Below are 14,819 nucleotides of genomic sequence, written 5' to 3'. Positions count from 1 at the left end.
CCGCCAGGGTGTTCCGGGCGGTCCGCGCGCGGTCGCCCGGAACCGCTCCGTCCGGCCCGGTTGCCGCTCCCGGAGAGGGGTGGCGGGGCGAGGGCGAAACGGCGTGTACGGAGCCTCGGGAGGCGCGTGCGCCGGAGCAGTTTTCCTCAGCGGTGTGAGGGTGTACGTTCCGATCAGGGCGAGTCGGCCAACGGCCAGGTTGGTCGGCTCGGCCATGTTGCGTCCGGACCGCGCCGCGGGGGCGCCGCAGGGGCCGGGGGACGGCCGCCGCAGCGCCCCACGGGACGTCACCGCAGCACTGCGGCGCGGATCTTCAGTAGGCCGAGCCGGTGGTGTCCGGCAGGACGAACTCGCACCACAGCGCCTTGCCGGAGCCCCGCGGCTCCGCGCCCCAGCGGTGTGCGAGGGCCTCGACGAGCATCAGCCCGCGGCCGGAGGTCGCGGTCTCGCCGGGGCTGCGGCGCCGCGGCCACTGGCTGGAGCGGTCCTCGACCTCCAGCCGGATCCGCTGCGGTGTGCCGGGCAGCAGCTCCATGGCGATCAGGGCGCCGCTCTCGGTGTGGGTCAGGGCGTTGGCGATCAGCTCGGAGGCGGCGACCTCGACATCGTGCGAGACGCTCCCGGCACGCCACTGGTCCAGGGTCCGGCGCAGCGCCGAGCGGACCTCCGCGGCCCCCGACGGGTCGGCCTGATGGACGTGCAGCCGCAACCGCGGCGTGAGGGCGGCGGCCGTGCCGGGCAGCCGGTGCAGCAGCAGGAGCGCCATGTCGTCCTCCGAGCCGGGGCTGGCCCACAGCTGGTCCGCGAGCCGGTCGGCGAGCGACTCCAGGTCCCCCGGCCCGGCGCGGACCGCGGCGGACAGCTCCTCGATGCCCATGGCGATGTCCCGGCCCGGCTGCTCGACGAGACCGTCGGTGCACAGCAGCAGGGTGGACCCGGGCTCCAGGAACAGCCGGGTCTCCGGAAAGTGGTCGTGCCCGAAGGCCGTGGCGAGGCCCAGGGGGAGCCCGCCGCGGATCTCGGGCCAGTCGATGTGCCGGGAGCTGTCGCTGATCAGCGGTCCGAGATGGCCGGCGCGCGCCACCCGCAGCGCCCCGGACTCCAGGTCGGCCTGGACGTACGTACACGTCGCGAACCGTTCGGTCTCCAGCTCGGACAGAAAGCGGGAGGCACGCACCAGCACCGTCTCCGGCGAGTGGCCCTCGCTGGCGTAGGCGCGCAGGGCGATGCGCAACTGGCCCATCACCGCGGCCGCGTGGGTGTCGTGGCCCTGCACGTCCCCCACCACCAGGCCGGTGCGCCCTTGGGGCAGCGGGACCACGTCGTACCAGTCGCCGCCGATGTCCCGTCCGACGCTCGCCGGGTGGTAGCGCACGGCCACCTCGCCGCCCGGGATGGGCGGGACCCGGCGCGGCAGCATCGTCGCCTGGAGCCCCGTCGCGAACTCCCGCTCCTGGTCGAAGAGGGTGGCCCGCTGCAGCGACTGGGCGACGACGCCGGCCAGCGCCAGGGCCAGGTTCCGCGAATCGGTCGACTGCACCGACGGCTCGGCGTTGAGCAGGGCCAGCGCCCCGATGACGGTGTCCTGCGCGATCAGCGGCAGGAAGGCCGCGCTGCCCGTCGGCAGCATCTCGGTGTAGGGGCGCAGCCGGGGATAGCGGGCGATCAGCTCGCCGCGGGTGCCCAGGAAACTGGGCCGCCGCGAGCGCACCGTGTCCGACAGCGGCAGGGTGTCGTCCAGCGGCGCGTTCATCAGGTCCTGAGGGACCTCGCCCCGCAGCCCGGTGGCGGCGATCACCTCGAAGGTGTCGCCGTCGACCAGCCCGAGGACGAGTGCGTCCGCACCGAAGCGAAGGGCCGCGCCGGTGCCGGTGAGCACCCGGGTCACATCCGCGACGGACAGGGCACGGGACAACGCGGTGGTGGTCTGCTGCACCATGACCGTCTGCCGCTGCCGTTCCCGCTGGAGGGAGCGCAGCAGCGCCGAGTCGGCCAGCTCGCCCGACGCCTCCCGGACGATGCCGATGACCCGGTAGGGGAGTCCTTCCGCGTCGTGCAGGATCCGGCCCTGGGAGTGCGTCCAGCGCGGGGTCCCGTCACGGCACCGGATGCGGAAGTACGCGCCGTAGGAGGAGTTGCCGTGCTGGAGGGCTTCGGACAGCGCCGTGTCCAGCCGCAGGCCGTCGTCCGGCGGCACCCGGGTGGCCAGCGACATCGGGTCCCCGTCGAATTCGTCGGCCCCCAGGTCGAACACGTCGAGCGCGCCGTCGTCCAGGTTCATGAAGCCGCTGTCGAGGTCCCAGTCGAAGGTGCCCATGCGGTTGAGCGCGAGCCGGCCGCGCAGGTCGACGGGCTCGTGGTGCGACACTCCGGGCACGTCTTCCTCGACACGCCGCGGGGACCGGTCGGCCCGGGGGTCGTAGCTCCCGCGTCGCGGTCCTTTCCGGCTCGTCATGGCGGTGGCGCCTCCACCCCTGCCGGGGCACGCACGCCCCACGCCCTCGGTCGCGGGCCGTTGACCGGGGCCGATCTCCACCGGAACGCGGCCATGCGCTCACCCTAGGCGGGGGTCCGACCGCCCGCATTTCCGGTGCTCCGGGTGCCGTGCGGCGTTACGGAAGTCGGGTGAGGCCCTGCGGACGCGCTGCCGGGTCCGCGCGCGGCGCCGGGCGCGGCAGACCGGCCGGGCCGTCCGCGAGCCCATCTTCACGCAGTGAACGCGCCGTGCGCCGCGCGACCGGTCAACCCCGGTTTTCTCCGCGACTCTTGACGTGGCACGTTCAACTCCCGAACCATGTGCCCGAGCCGTCGGCCGTGACCACACCGGCCGGAAGCAGCAGCAGGGCCGTGACCGCACCGGCCCGCCGGGCGGACCGGCCTACGCGCCTGCCTGCCCTGCCACAGGAAGGCACCCCCCATGAGATCCCGCAGATTCCGCCGGGCCGTGACCGGCGCGGTCGGGGCGGCCGCAGCCGCCCTCGTACCGGTGTGCGTGGCCGCCGGAGCGCAGGCCGCCCCCGAGGCCGCCGCGCGGACGCAGGTCCAGGTCCACCTCACCACCACATCCGACCCCGGTGGCCGGCAGGTCGCCAAGGGACTGGAGAAGCAGGACCCGGTGGCCTTCGTCCCCGGCGGCGGAGGAGACATCACCGTCGACGAGTCGACGGCCTACCAGACGTTCGAAGGCGGTGGCGCGTCCTTCACCGACACCGCCGGCTGGCTGCTGAAGAGCAGCGGGGCGATCAGCGAGGCCACCCGCAACGCGACCATGAAGAAGCTCTTCGACCCTGTCGAAGGCATCGGCCTCGGCTTCGTCCGCAACCCCATGGGCGCCTCCGACCTCGCCCGTTTCGGCTACACCTACGACGACATGCCCGCCGGGCGGACCGACCCCGCACTGGACGCCTTCTCCATCGAGCACGACCTCGCCGACGTGCTGCCGCTGACCGCCCAGGCGCGTGCGCTCAACCCGGCCGTCAAGGTGATGGCCTCGCCGTGGACCGCGCCCGCCTGGATGAAGGACAACGACAAGCTCGACCAGGGCTGGCTGGAGGCGCAGTACTACGGGGCCTACGCCCGGTACTTCGTGAAGTATCTCCAGGCGTACCGCGACAAGGGCGTGCCCGTCGACTACGTGTCCGTCCAGAACGAGCCGACCTGCTGCTCCGGCTACCCGTCCATGCAGTGGAACGGCTCCGGCCTCGCCTACTTCACCAAGAACAACCTGCTGCCCGCCCTGAAGGACGCCGGACTGCCCACCAAGGTCCTGGCGCTGGACTGGAACTGGGACAAGTACGCCGACTTCGCCGCGCCCACCGTCGACGACGCGGCGGTGCGCAGCCACCCCAACTTCGGCGGAATGGCCTGGCACGGCTACGGCGGCGACGTCACCGAGCAGACCCGGGTGCACGACCGCTACCCCGGCCTGGTCGCCTACGACACCGAGCACTCCGGCGGCCGGTGGATCGCCAACCAGCAGAAGGAGGACATGCACAACCTGATCGACTACACCCGCAACTGGGGCAGCAGCTGGGTCAAGTGGTCCCTCGCGGTGGACCAGAACGGCGGTCCGCACTACGGCGGATGCGGCACCTGCACCGGGCTGGTCACGGTGCACAACGGCGACGGCCAGCACGGGACCGTCGACTACACCGTCGAGTACTACACGATGGGGCACCTCACCAAGTTCGTGCGGCCCGGCGCCCGGCGGATCGCCTCCACCGCCTCCGCCACGGTCCCCAACGTGGCCTGGAAGAACCCCGACGGCTCCAAGGCGCTGATCGCCTACAACGACACCACCGGGACCCGGAAGGCCGACATCAACTGGGGCGGCGAGCACCTCACCTACGACCTGCCGGCCGGCGCGTCGGCGACCTTCACCTGGAGCGGCAACCCCTCCGGCAGCTCCTCCCGCGGCGCCCTGACCGCGGACCGCGGGCCCGTCACCGCCGCCTACCAGCGAGAGCGGGAGTGAGCGCGACGAGGAGGCACCCGCCGCACTGCGTTCCCTCGCGCTGAGCCGGAGACGCGTCGTCCCCCGGTGTTTCCCCGCCGGGGGACGACACGCGGCGTCAGGCGTGCACCCGCGCCCCGGCCGCGACCGGCGCCGCGGTCCGCGTCCGGTGCGCCAGGGTGGCTTTCCGCGTGGCCACGTCGACGGTGTAGGCGTCGATGGTCAGCCGCGCCCCGGACACCTTCAGCACCATGAACCCGTGGTCGGCGAAGTTCTGCCAGGCCGCCGGGTGCCCGAAGTGGGCCTTGCCGTCCTCGGTCTTGGCCGACGCGCCGCAGACCACCTGACGGGTGCCGCCCGTCCGGGCCGTCGGCTCCAGCACCTGGAGGGTGTGGTCGTGGCCGGAAAGGATCAGATCGGCCCGTCCGCACACCACCTCCTCGTACATCTCCTTGAGGTGGACGCCGCTGGTGTAGTTCCCGATCTCGAATCCGTCGTAGGAGCCCGCGCTGCCGTGCTTGCCGTTGTTGAGGTACGGATGGTGGCCGATCACGATCTTCCAGCGGGCCCGTGACGCGCTCAGCGCGCCGTCCAGCCACTGCCGCTGCTCGCGCATGTACGGGCCGTTCCACCAGTAGTGCGGGTCGAGCTGCGCGACGTACGACGACCACGGAATCGTGTCGATGGCGAAGAACTCCACCAGTGGATCCGCGGCCGGCAGCGGCACGCTGTAGTAACGGGCGGGCATGTGCCAGCGCCGCGAGGTCGCGGCGTAGGCCACCTCGCGGTCACCTCGCGAGGGGTCGCCGCCGCTGCCGGGTATCAGGCCCGAGCAGTCGTGGTTGCCCAGCACCATCAGCCAGGGCACGTCGATGCCGTTGTTCGGCTTCTCGAACTTGTCCTGGAACTCCGAATCATGGTCGGACTCGGGCCCGTTCTCGTAGATGTTGTCGCCGAGGCCGACGGCCAGGCCCACCCCCTCGGACCGGCAGATGTCGCGGGCGGCGGCGGCCACCGCGTACTGCGCCTCGTCCCCGGTCCCCGCGTCCCCGGTGACCAGGACGGCGAACTCGCCGTTTCCGTTGGGGTGTTCGGGGAAGGGGAACGCGTCGGCGGCGCCCGAGGCGCCGGTGCGCGAGGTGGCGGACGCGGACGACTGCGCGCCTGTGGGGAGTACGGCGAGCGCCGCGCCGGCCACCGCGCCGCCCAGCAGCGTCCGCCGGTTCACGAACTGCGGGACGCGCCCCGTCGTCCGCATCGGCGGCCCCCCGGCCGCGGCGTCCGAGCCGGTGCGCAGCCACTGGCTCTCGGTCATGTCCGCCTGCGGCGGGATCAGTTCGTCTTCACACATGCCTGGTTTCTCTCACGTGCGCCGGGGGCGGTGGTGACGAATTGATGAACGGGGAGTGGATGTATGAGGATTCCGGCGCGTCGTGGTGCCGGAATGTGCTCCACCGGTTCCTTCTGCCGGATGCCGGGCCCGTGGGCCCCGGTGGTTCAGATGCGGTCACGGGGCCGGTTCGCCAGGCGGCGCAGGGTCCGGCCGAGGCGCCGGGCGTACAGGCGCTGGAAGAGGGGGACCACGGGCCCCACGAGACGGCTGTAGAGGCGGGCCGGGCGGCTGAAGGCGGTCACGGTGAACCAGACGGAGCCGTCCGCGCGCAGCTCCGCGACGAACGCCTCCTCGCCGCGCTCCGGGTGGCCGTCCCGGGTGCCGTACGCGAAGCCGACGCGGTTCTCCTCATCCGCCGTCCACACCACGCGGCAGGGCGCCCGCAGCCACAGCGGGCCGATGCCGAGCGCGATCTCGACGGCCACCCCGGGGGCGGCGCGCGGGGCGTCGGCCTGGACCTGGGCGCCCGAAGCGCGGTGCATCCGGAAGGTGGTGATCGCCTCGCCTGCCGCCGCCAGCACCTCGGGGCCGTGGCCGATCTTCCGCTCCTCGTGCAGGTGGTGGTAGCCGGACGGCAGCGGACGGTGCCGGGTGCCGCCCTCCTCGGGGTAGTTGAGGTCGCTCATGCGGTGCGCTCCTTCAGCGTGCGGATGTCGGGTTCGGTCGTGCTGCCGTCGGTCCGTGCAAGGGTTTCGCCAGGAGCCGGAGCCGGAACCGGCACCTGCACGGCGCGCAGCCGTCGCTGGGCGAGGAGCGCGCAGAGGGCGAATCCGAGGGCGTTGCCCAGGCCGTGCGTGGCGGCCATCCAGGTGAGCGAGGGGTGCGGCAGGCCGGTCGCCTCGCCGAGCGCCCAGCTCAGGGCCAGCAGCATGGTGGCCACCAGGACCGTCGCGGAGCAGGCGAGCAGCGCCCGGGTCGTCCGGTCGGGACCCGTCGTCCTGAGATCGCGCCAGGTCAGCAGGCCCACCAGCCACATACCGGCCGTCAGGACCAGGGCGCCGGCCAGCTCCGCCCAGTCGTCGACGAAGTACCCGGCGAGCACCAGCAGGGTGCCCACCGGGACGCTGAGCGCGGCGGCCCGGCCCGCCCGGCCGCCGCCGCTGCCGCGGCACACCAGGCCCGCGATCAGTGCCGCGGCGAATCCTGCGAAGTGGAAGTGCGGCACGGTCAGCGCCAGGATGTCGAGGTCGAAGCCGAACAGCCGGTACCCGCCGCGCTCGGCGACCAGGGCGCTACCGGCGACGGCCGGGGTGGTGAGCGCGGTCAGCACGGCGACCTCGGACGCCGCCAGGGAACGGGTGCGGGCGAGCCGCCGCGGTGCCTGGACGGCGAGCGCGAGGGTGGCCACGGCGTAACCGGCGGCGCAGGGAACGGCGAGGGGCCCGCGCGGCAGCCAGAGGGCCGCTGTGCCCGCGGTGGCGGCGAGCGGCCACCAATGCCGGAGGCGGGCCAGGCCCGGTCCTTCGATGAGCGAGATCCCGAGCGGGATCACCACGAACATTCCGAGCATGACGATGAAGTGGACCAATACGGTCACCACGCCCCCCTTTCGTGACCTGCGTTCCGGTACGGCGCCGACAGTACGCGCAGAATTGAACGTGTTCAAGAATGGCTCCCCGGGGGCGGGATCGCCATGTCTGCCGTCACCCGGCAGGCGCTCGGAGGTCCGCGGAGGCGGGTGTCACGGGGCGCCGGAGCACCCGCGCGTCGCGCTTCCCGGCCGCTGCGTACACTCCCTGACCAGGACGGCAGCGGTGAAAGAAGCGGAACGGGCGAGCCCTGGGGGCACCATGCGGATGCATGTCGACCGGCGTCATGAGCGGGTGCTCGCGCTGGTCCAGGAGCGCGGAAGCCTGCGTGTGACGGACCTGGCGGGGGAGCTGGGCGTGTCCGTTGTCACGGTGCGGCGGGATGTCGAGGCGCTGTCCGAGCAGGGCAGGTTGGTCCGCCGGCACGGCGCGGTGCTGTGGCCCGGCACCGCGGCGGACCGTGGCGAGCGGGAAGCGGGCCGGGCGGGGAGCGCGCCGGAGCGGCCCGGGCCGGTCGTCGGCATGGTGGTACCGACCGTCGACCGCTTCTTCGGTGACATGGTGCGCGGCGCCCGCGAGACGGTGGAGGCGCGCGGCGGCCGACTGCTGCTCGGGCTGACGTCCTATCAGCCCGAGGAGGACACCGCGCAGATCGGGCGGATGCTGGAAGGTGGCGCCAACGGGCTGTTGCTGGCGCCCAGTTGGCAGGACGGACTGCCCTCGGCGGACCAGCAGCAGCGGCTGCGGGAGAGCGCCGCGCCGGTGGTGCTCGTCGAGCGGTGGGCGCCTGCGGGAAGCCCCGCGGCCGAGCTGGACCGGGTGCGTACGGACCGGGCGCACGGTGCGGCGATGGCGGTCCGGCATCTCGCGGACCTCGGCCACCGGAACATCGCCCTCGCCGTCCAGGAGAGTGTGCACGCGGGCCCGATCCGGGACGGTTTCGACGACGCGGTGAGGTCGTTGGGGCTCACGTCCGTCCCGGTGCCACCACCGGAGGGCCATCCGGCGTCGACGGGCGCCCAGCGACTGGAGGCCGCCCTGGAGCGCCTGGTCGACGCGGTGGCCCGCGACGGGGTCACGGCCGCCCTGGTGCACAGCGACGCGGACGCCATCGCGCTGGTGGCCCGCCTGCGTGAGCGCGGCGTGCGGGTGCCCGAGGACCTGGCGGTGGTGGCGTACGACGACGAGGTGGCCTCGCTCGCGGAGGTGCCGCTGACCGCCGTGGCCCCTCCCAAGCGCGCGGTCGGGGCGATGGCGGCGCAGCTGCTGCTGACCCGGATCGCCGAGGACGCCGACCGTGCGAGCGAGGCCCTTCCCCGCCAACACGTCGATCTGCTACCGGAGTTGCGGGTGCGGTCCTCGTGCGGCGGCGCCGAGCGGACCTGAGGCCCTGAGCCCGTCACCCGAGCCGCACCGTGACCTTCTGGCTGACGCCGCCGGTCCCGGTCAGGTCGCCGAAGGTCAGCGTCAGCGAGGCGCCCGTGGCGGCCGCGGTGACCGTCGAGGGCTTGGAGAGCACCGCGCCGACCCGCCGGCGCCAGGTCACCTTCAGCGAGGTCCGGGCGCGCATCGGGTCGCTGACGCCGATGACGGCGGTGCCGTCGGAGCGCTCGTGCACCGTGACGCTCGCCGGTGCGTCGGTGGTGAGCGGACCCGCGGTGCCGCCGAACCAGAAGTTGGCGCCGAGGAACCCGAGCGAGGGCACCGCGACCGCCTGGAGGTCGTCGGTGTTGGCCAGGATCCGCAGCCAGGCGGTGTCCGCGGACCGGGCCGCGGTACGCGCCGCGGAGGCGCCGGGCAGCAGGACGTAGGAGTAGCGGGCGCCGGACGGATCCGTGCCGTGATCGGCGAGCAGCGTGAGGTAGCGGCGCTCCAACGAGGTCGGTGAGCCGCCCGCGTTGATGTCCTTCCAGGCTCCGGAGCGCGCCTCGCGAAGAGCCTTGAGGGTCGTGCCGCCGGGGAAGACGTAGCCGGCGTGGCCGGCGAGGTGCGCCCAGCGGGTGCCGGTCAGCGTCGCCGACCAGGGATACGAGGTGGGCTGCGGCCGGCCGTCCACGGTGAGCGCGGAACCGCCTGTCGGCCCCAGATTGCGGTTGTCGACGATCGTTTCGACCCTTCGGCCGTCCCGCGCGGTGATGCCCGCCCCGAGGCAGACCACCGCGTCATCGAGGAAGAACCAGGACTTCTTGGCCACGAGGGTGGACGCCAGTCCCTTGAGGTACTGGCCGACCGCGGCGTAGGGCCCGGCCTCGCTGCCACCCACCCATGACACGTCCGGGCGCGCCGCGCCCCACACGCCGCCCTCCCCGTCCGCGAGCTGCTTGCCGGACGCGGTCGTGCCGGGCAGCCGCATCGGGTCGACGGTGGGCCAGAAAGCGTCGCTGTACTGACCGTTGCCGTAGGTGTCGCCCCACCAATAGAGCATGCCGGAGCCGGTGTGCCAGCCGCGGACGTTCTCGCCGTTGCCGTTCTCGTAGTGGGTGATGCGACGGGAGGCCATGGAGAGGGAGGCGGCCCAGCCGGGGCGGCGGTGCACCACGCGGTCCATGCCCGGGAACTGCCGGTGCCCGGTCGGCTCGGGGACGGGCTGCACCGCGGAGTCGTCCAGGACCTCCTTGAGCCGGGAGAGCGCACCGATCGACAGGCTCGGATCGCTCATCGCGGGGGAGTAATGGTCGCGACGGCACCAGCCCTTGGCCAGGCCGCGCCAGCGGGTCCGCTCCGCCGCGCTCGCGCCCTCCCCCAGCAGGAGGATCGAGGCGATCACGGGATGGCCCCGCAGATGGTCGTCGGCCTGCGTCCCCGTCGCGTCGCCCGCGGCCACCCCGCGGCTGATCGCGCGACCCGAAACCCCGTCCATCATCAGGCCGTTGAAGAGGAACGGCGCGTAGGCGTGCTCGACCGCGTCGAGGAACAGCTGCCGTTTCGGATCGACCACTGCCCAGGGGGAGCCGCCCAGCAGCGCGAAGAGCTTGCTGAGGCCGTCGATCAGCACCGCGCCGTAGGAGCCGGTGTAGGGCACCCAGGTGTGCTGGACGACCGAGCCGTCGGCGTAGATGCCGTCGCCCGAGGTGACGTAGGGGAAGACGGGGGTGAGGGCGTCGCGGGCCAGCGCGATCTTGGCGGCGTTCTCCCCGACGATGCCGCGCAGGGCCAGCACCCGGCACAGGTCCACGCGGTTGGCTCCGGTGCTGGTGCCCGTGTACGAGCCGACGGCCTCATCCGGTACGAAGTGGTCGACCGCGGCGAGGTAGCGCGCTCTGCGCTCCTCGGACAGCCGGTCGTGGAGCAGGACGCAGATGTCCAGCAGCGGCTGCGGGGCGCCGATCTGCCAGCTGTACCAGTTGCCGTAGCGGGTGGTCCGCTCGTTGTAGACCTGCTCGGAGAGATGGTCGAGGCCGGTCAGCAGGGCCGTGGCGAGGTCCGGGTCGCCGGTGACGCCCGTGCCCGGCTGCGCGAGGGCCTGCGCCATCGTCTGCAGGCGCGTGTAACTGGTCTGGATCTGGCCCGAGAAGCCGTACGACTCGGGATCGGTGTCCGGCTCGGGGTCGGCGAAGACCGCGTCCGGCCACAGCGAGCCGTCGGCCGGCGCCATCGTCGACAGCAGCTTCCCCGCGGTGGCGCCGAGTGCGGTGAGCCGGTCCTTGAACGGCTGCGCGGTGGGGCTGAAGCCGGTACCGAGCAGCAGTTCGCGCCAGGTCGTGCGCAGCGCCGCGAAGTCCTCGGCGGAGGCGGCGGAGCGACCTGCCGTGGCGCCGTCGGCGCCGTGGGGCCGGGCCAGGGCGGAGGTGCCGGTCAGCCCGGCGGTGAGCGAGGCACCGCCCGCCGTGAGGAGCAGGGAACGGCGGGTCCATGGGTGCGTCATGGGGTCTCCGTAGCCGGGAGGGCGGGGGTGCCGACGGTGCGGCGTGCCCGTATGAAACACGAGCGGCACCAAACGCTCAAGAGGTTCGCGACAAACGATCCAAACGATCGTTCGCTCGTGAGGTGTTCGTCTCTCCGCCCCTCCCGGAGGGCCCCGGCCGGGTGGGTCCTCGTCGTCGGCGGGACCGAGGCCGCCGACGGCGAGGACCCGAGCCTCGGGGGTCTAGCTCTCCGGCTCGCCGTGCCGTCCCGCTCCCGCCGCGAACCGCGCCGCGCCCGCCAGCCCCTCCGCCAACACCGCCTGGCCATAGAGCAGTTCGCGTGCCATGGCCTTCGCTTCCGGCTCGCCCTCCTGGTCGAGCAGCGAGGCGCGGTCGCTGCGCAGACACGCCTGCGGCAGGCTCGCGATCTCGGCTGCCAGGCTCTCCGCCGCCGTGCGCGCCGTCCCGGTCGGCACGAGCCGGTTGGCCAGGCCGATGTCCAGCGCCTCCGCCGCCGGTACCGGACGGCCCGTCAGCACCAGGTCCCTCGCCCGGCTCGCCCCGATCAGCCGCGGCAGCCGCACCGTCCCGCCGTCGATCAGCGGCACGCCCCAGCGTCGGCAGAACACCCCGAAGACCGCGTCCTCCTCCGCGATCCGCAGGTCGCACCAGAGCGCGAGCTCCAGCCCGCCCGCGACCGCGTGGCCGGCGACCGCCGCGATCACCGGCTTGCTCAGCCGCATCCGGGTCGGCCCCATCGGCCCGTCGCCGTCCGGTGCGACGCGGTTGCCGTGCTCGGTACCGGCCGCCTTGAGGTCGGCGCCGGAGCAGAACGTGCCGCCCTCGCCCCACAGCACCGCGGCATGCGCACCGTCGTCGGCCTCGAACGCGCGGAAGGCGTCCGCCAGTTGGGCTGCCGTGGCGCCGTCCACGGCGTTACGGGACGCCGGCCGCGACAGCACCACCGTCGTGACCGGCCCCGAGCGCTCCACCCGTACGGACATCAGGCGGCACCCGGCGCGGCGTCCCCGGCCGGGGACGCGGGGCGGGCGCGCTCCAGGATCGCGGCGAGATCGGCGCCGGCGGGCAGCGTGCCGAAGGCGTTGCCCCATTCGCCGTCCAGGCGCGACGCGCAGAACGCGTCGGCGACCGCGGGGTGAGAGAACCGGACGAGCAGCGACCCCTGAAGCACCAGCGCCATCCGCTCGGCGAGCGAACGGGCCATCAGCTGTGCGTGCTCCGGGTCGGCCAGGCCGCCGAGCATCTTGCGGACCCCGGCCACCGCGGCGTCCAGCCGCCGGTCGGCACCCGCGGCCGTCTCGACCTCGGCAAGGAACGCGTCCAGCGCGGCAGGTTCCTTGCTCAGCGCCCGCAGGACGTCGAGTGCCGCCACGTTCCCCGAGCCCTCCCAGATCGACAGCAGCGGCGCCTCCCGGTAGAGCCGCGGCATGCCCGACTCCTCGACGTAGCCGTTGCCGCCCAGGCACTCCAGTGCCTCCGCCGCGTGCGTGCTGCCGCGCTTGCATACCCAGTACTTGCCGGCCGCGAGCGCCAGCCGGCGCAGCGCACCCTCCGTTGCGTCCCCGGCCCGGGACCGGTCCACCGCCGCGGCGAGCCGCATGCCCAGCAGCGTCGCTGCCTCCGACTCGACGGCGAGGTCGGCCAGCACCGACCGCATCAGCGGCTGCCGGTCCAACTCCCGCCCGAACGCCCGCCGGTGGGCGGTGTGGTGCAGCGCCTGCCGTAGCCCGGCCCGCATGCCCGCCGCGGAGCCGAGCACGCAGTCCAGCCGTGTCATGTTCACCATCTCGACGATGGTGCGCACCCCGCGGCCCGGCTCGCCGACCGGCCAGGCCACCGCCTGGTCGTACTCGATCTCCGAGGAGGCGTTCGAGCGGTTGCCCAGCTTGTCCTTGAGCCGCATCAGCCGCATCCCGTTGAGGGAGCCGTCCGGCAGTACCCGCGGCAGCAGGAAGCAGGTCAGTCCCTCGTCGGTCTGCGCCAGTGCCAGGAACACATCGCTCATGGGAGCCGAGGTGAACCACTTGTGGCCGGTGATGCGGTAGGTGCCGTCACCGGCCGGCACCGCGCGTGTGGTGTTGGCCCGTACGTCGCTGCCGCCCTGCTTCTCCGTCATCGACATGCCCGCGATCAGCCCCGCCTTGCTCAGCGGCGCGCGCAGCCCGAAGTCGTAGGTGCGGGAGGTGAGCAGGGGTTCGTACCGGGCGGCGAGGTCCGGGGCGGCTCGCAGCGCCGGCACGGCGGCGTACGTCATCGATACCGGGCAGCCGTGTCCGGCCTCGGCCTGCGACCAGACGTAGAACTTCGCCGCGCGCACCAGATGTGCTCCCGGGCGGTCGTCGGCCCAGGGCGCGGCATGCAGGCCGTGTTCCACCGCGACGGTCATCAGCTGATGCCAGGCCGGGTGGAACTCCACCTCGTCGACGCGATGACCGAAGCGGTCGTGGGTGCGCAGCCTGGGCGGCTGTTCCTCCGCCCACCGGGCCTGGTCCTGCACGGCCGCCGAGCCGGCCAGCGCGCCCAGCTCGGCGACCTCCGGCTCGCCCCAGCCGGCGCCCTCGCGGCGCAGGGCCTCCAGCAGGGCCGGTTCGTCGGCCGTGCTGAATCCGGTCAGTGGCGGGGCCTGATTCGCGACTTCATGGGTGACGGTCATGGCTCGACGTTACAGAATCCGAACAGCCGTGAGAAGGCTGTAATACCCACGATCGGCGGAGCTAGAATTCCCGCACTCATGAACGACGACACCCGGCCCCTCCGCGACCACGCCCCGCAGCGCTCCGGCGAGCGCCCGCCGACCGCGCAGGACGCCCCCGCGCTGCGCCCTCTCACGGCCCGCTCGATCGTGCTGAGCACCCTCCTCGGGCACCACCCGCCGCAGCTGCCCGCACGCGCCCTGGTGCGGGTCGGCGAGCTCTTCGGCATCGCCGAAGGCACCGTCCGGGTCGCGCTCTCCCGGATGGTGGCCGCCGGAGACCTGCGGCAGAGCGACGGCTCGTACGGTCTCACCGCCCGGCTGCTGGAGCGCCAGGCACGGCAGGACGAGAGCCGGTCGCCCAGGACCCTGCCCTGGCGGGGGGACTGGGAGATCGCCGTGGTCACCACGGCCGAACGCCGGCCCGCCGCGGAGCGCACCGCGCTGCGCCAGGCCATGTCCGGGCTGCGCCTGGCCGAGCTCCGCGAGGGCAGCTGGCTGCGCCCCGCCAACCTCGACCGTCCCCGCCCGGTTGTCGCCACCGCACAGTGCACCTGGCTCACCGGCACCCCCGACGACGACCCGGTCGCACTCGCCGGCCGCCTGTGGGACCTGACCGGCTGGGCACAGGAGGCCCGCGCCCTGATGGCCGCGCTGGACCGCGCCGACGCCCTGGCCGACCGCTTCACGGTCGCGGCCGCCGCGCTGCGCCATCTGCTGTCGGACCCGCTGCTGCCCGATGCACTGCTGCCGCCCGGCTGGCCCGGCGGCGAACTCCGGCTGCGCTACGACGCGTTCGCGGCCGAGCTGCGCGAGCTGCTCCTGCAGTACGTGTCACCGCGGGCGGCCCGGCGCGGTTGAACTCCCAGGCGAGGCGGAGGCGACG

The 14,819-nt window shown here is 73.5% G+C and carries 9 protein-coding genes and 1 pseudogene; 3 read left to right on the top strand and 7 right to left on the bottom strand.

The genetic code is table 11. From position 1 onward, the window contains the following. Positions 1-313 precede the first annotated feature (313 nt). The gene (locus tag QOM21_RS06495; protein ID WP_407548781.1) at positions 314-2,455 is read right to left on the bottom strand and encodes a SpoIIE family protein phosphatase; all 2,142 of its coding nucleotides are present in this window, start codon (positions 2,453-2,455) and stop codon (positions 314-316) included. Positions 2,456-2,917: 462 nt separating this feature from the next. Here QOM21_RS06495 and QOM21_RS06490 point away from each other — a divergent pair. Further along, positions 2,918-4,426, top strand: a pseudogene (locus QOM21_RS06490) (glycoside hydrolase family 30 protein); the annotation flags it as partial. A gap of 145 nt (positions 4,427-4,571) precedes the next feature. Here QOM21_RS06490 and QOM21_RS06485 read toward each other — a convergent pair. The 3 genes from QOM21_RS06485 to QOM21_RS06475 form a co-directional block, all read right to left on the bottom strand. Further along, a complete protein-coding gene (locus tag QOM21_RS06485) occupies positions 4,572-5,804 on the bottom strand; it encodes a metallophosphoesterase (protein WP_407548780.1) in 1,233 nt (410 codons plus the stop codon). 146 nt (positions 5,805-5,950) lie between these two features. Beyond that, positions 5,951-6,472 (bottom strand): DUF1990 family protein, encoded by a 522-nt coding sequence (locus tag QOM21_RS06480; protein ID WP_407548779.1) that lies wholly within the window; start codon positions 6,470-6,472, stop codon positions 5,951-5,953. Continuing rightward, positions 6,469-7,383, bottom strand: coding sequence for a YndJ family protein (locus QOM21_RS06475; RefSeq protein WP_407548778.1), 915 nt, complete (start codon positions 7,381-7,383; stop codon positions 6,469-6,471). Before QOM21_RS06475 ends, QOM21_RS06480 begins: the two co-directional genes overlap by 4 nt. A gap of 253 nt (positions 7,384-7,636) precedes the next feature. Here QOM21_RS06475 and QOM21_RS06470 point away from each other — a divergent pair, with 253 nt between their 5' ends. Further along, positions 7,637-8,761: a substrate-binding domain-containing protein gene (locus tag QOM21_RS06470; RefSeq protein ID WP_407548777.1), complete on the top strand. Its 1,125-nt coding sequence runs from the start codon at positions 7,637-7,639 to the stop codon at positions 8,759-8,761. 13 nt (positions 8,762-8,774) lie between these two features. On the opposite strand, the gene QOM21_RS06465 is transcribed toward QOM21_RS06470, so the two are convergent. The 3 genes from QOM21_RS06465 to QOM21_RS06455 form a co-directional block, all read right to left on the bottom strand. Further along, positions 8,775-11,240, bottom strand: coding sequence for a polysaccharide lyase 8 family protein (locus tag QOM21_RS06465; RefSeq protein WP_407548776.1), 2,466 nt, complete (start codon positions 11,238-11,240; stop codon positions 8,775-8,777). 222 nt (positions 11,241-11,462) lie between these two features. After that, positions 11,463-12,224 (bottom strand): crotonase/enoyl-CoA hydratase family protein, encoded by a 762-nt coding sequence (locus QOM21_RS06460; RefSeq protein ID WP_407548775.1) that lies wholly within the window; start codon positions 12,222-12,224, stop codon positions 11,463-11,465. Next, positions 12,224-13,894, bottom strand: coding sequence for an acyl-CoA dehydrogenase family protein (locus QOM21_RS06455; RefSeq protein WP_407548774.1), 1,671 nt, complete (start codon positions 13,892-13,894; stop codon positions 12,224-12,226). The genes QOM21_RS06460 and QOM21_RS06455 overlap by 1 nt, the downstream gene beginning before the upstream one ends. Positions 13,895-13,972: 78 nt before the next feature. Here QOM21_RS06455 and QOM21_RS06450 point away from each other — a divergent pair, with 78 nt between their 5' ends. Then, on the top strand, positions 13,973-14,794 hold the full coding sequence (locus QOM21_RS06450; protein ID WP_407548773.1) for a PaaX family transcriptional regulator C-terminal domain-containing protein: 822 nt from the start codon (positions 13,973-13,975) through the stop codon (positions 14,792-14,794). The last annotated feature ends 25 nt before the right edge of the window (positions 14,795-14,819 follow it).

The organism is Streptomyces sp. Pv4-95, from assembly GCF_045782725.1.
Taxonomy (GTDB): Bacteria; Actinomycetota; Actinomycetes; order Streptomycetales; family Streptomycetaceae; genus Streptomyces.
This window is presented reverse-complemented; position numbering and strand designations above follow the sequence as displayed.

Bases quoted from the DNA above. Each gene is read 5' to 3' on its own strand.
- QOM21_RS06495 (WP_407548781.1), bottom strand. From the start codon at position 2,455: ATGACGAGCCGGAAAGGACCGCGACGCGGGAGCTACGACCCCCGGGCC.
- QOM21_RS06485 (WP_407548780.1), bottom strand. From the start codon at position 5,804: ATGTGTGAAGACGAACTGATCCCGCCGCAGGCGGACATGACCGAGAGC.
- QOM21_RS06480 (WP_407548779.1), bottom strand. From the start codon at position 6,472: ATGAGCGACCTCAACTACCCCGAGGAGGGCGGCACCCGGCACCGTCCG.
- QOM21_RS06470 (WP_407548777.1), top strand. From the start codon at position 7,637: ATGCGGATGCATGTCGACCGGCGTCATGAGCGGGTGCTCGCGCTGGTC.
- QOM21_RS06465 (WP_407548776.1), bottom strand. From the start codon at position 11,240: ATGACGCACCCATGGACCCGCCGTTCCCTGCTCCTCACGGCGGGCGGT.
- QOM21_RS06460 (WP_407548775.1), bottom strand. From the start codon at position 12,224: ATGTCCGTACGGGTGGAGCGCTCGGGGCCGGTCACGACGGTGGTGCTG.
- QOM21_RS06455 (WP_407548774.1), bottom strand. From the start codon at position 13,894: ATGACCGTCACCCATGAAGTCGCGAATCAGGCCCCGCCACTGACCGGA.
- QOM21_RS06450 (WP_407548773.1), top strand. From the start codon at position 13,973: ATGAACGACGACACCCGGCCCCTCCGCGACCACGCCCCGCAGCGCTCC.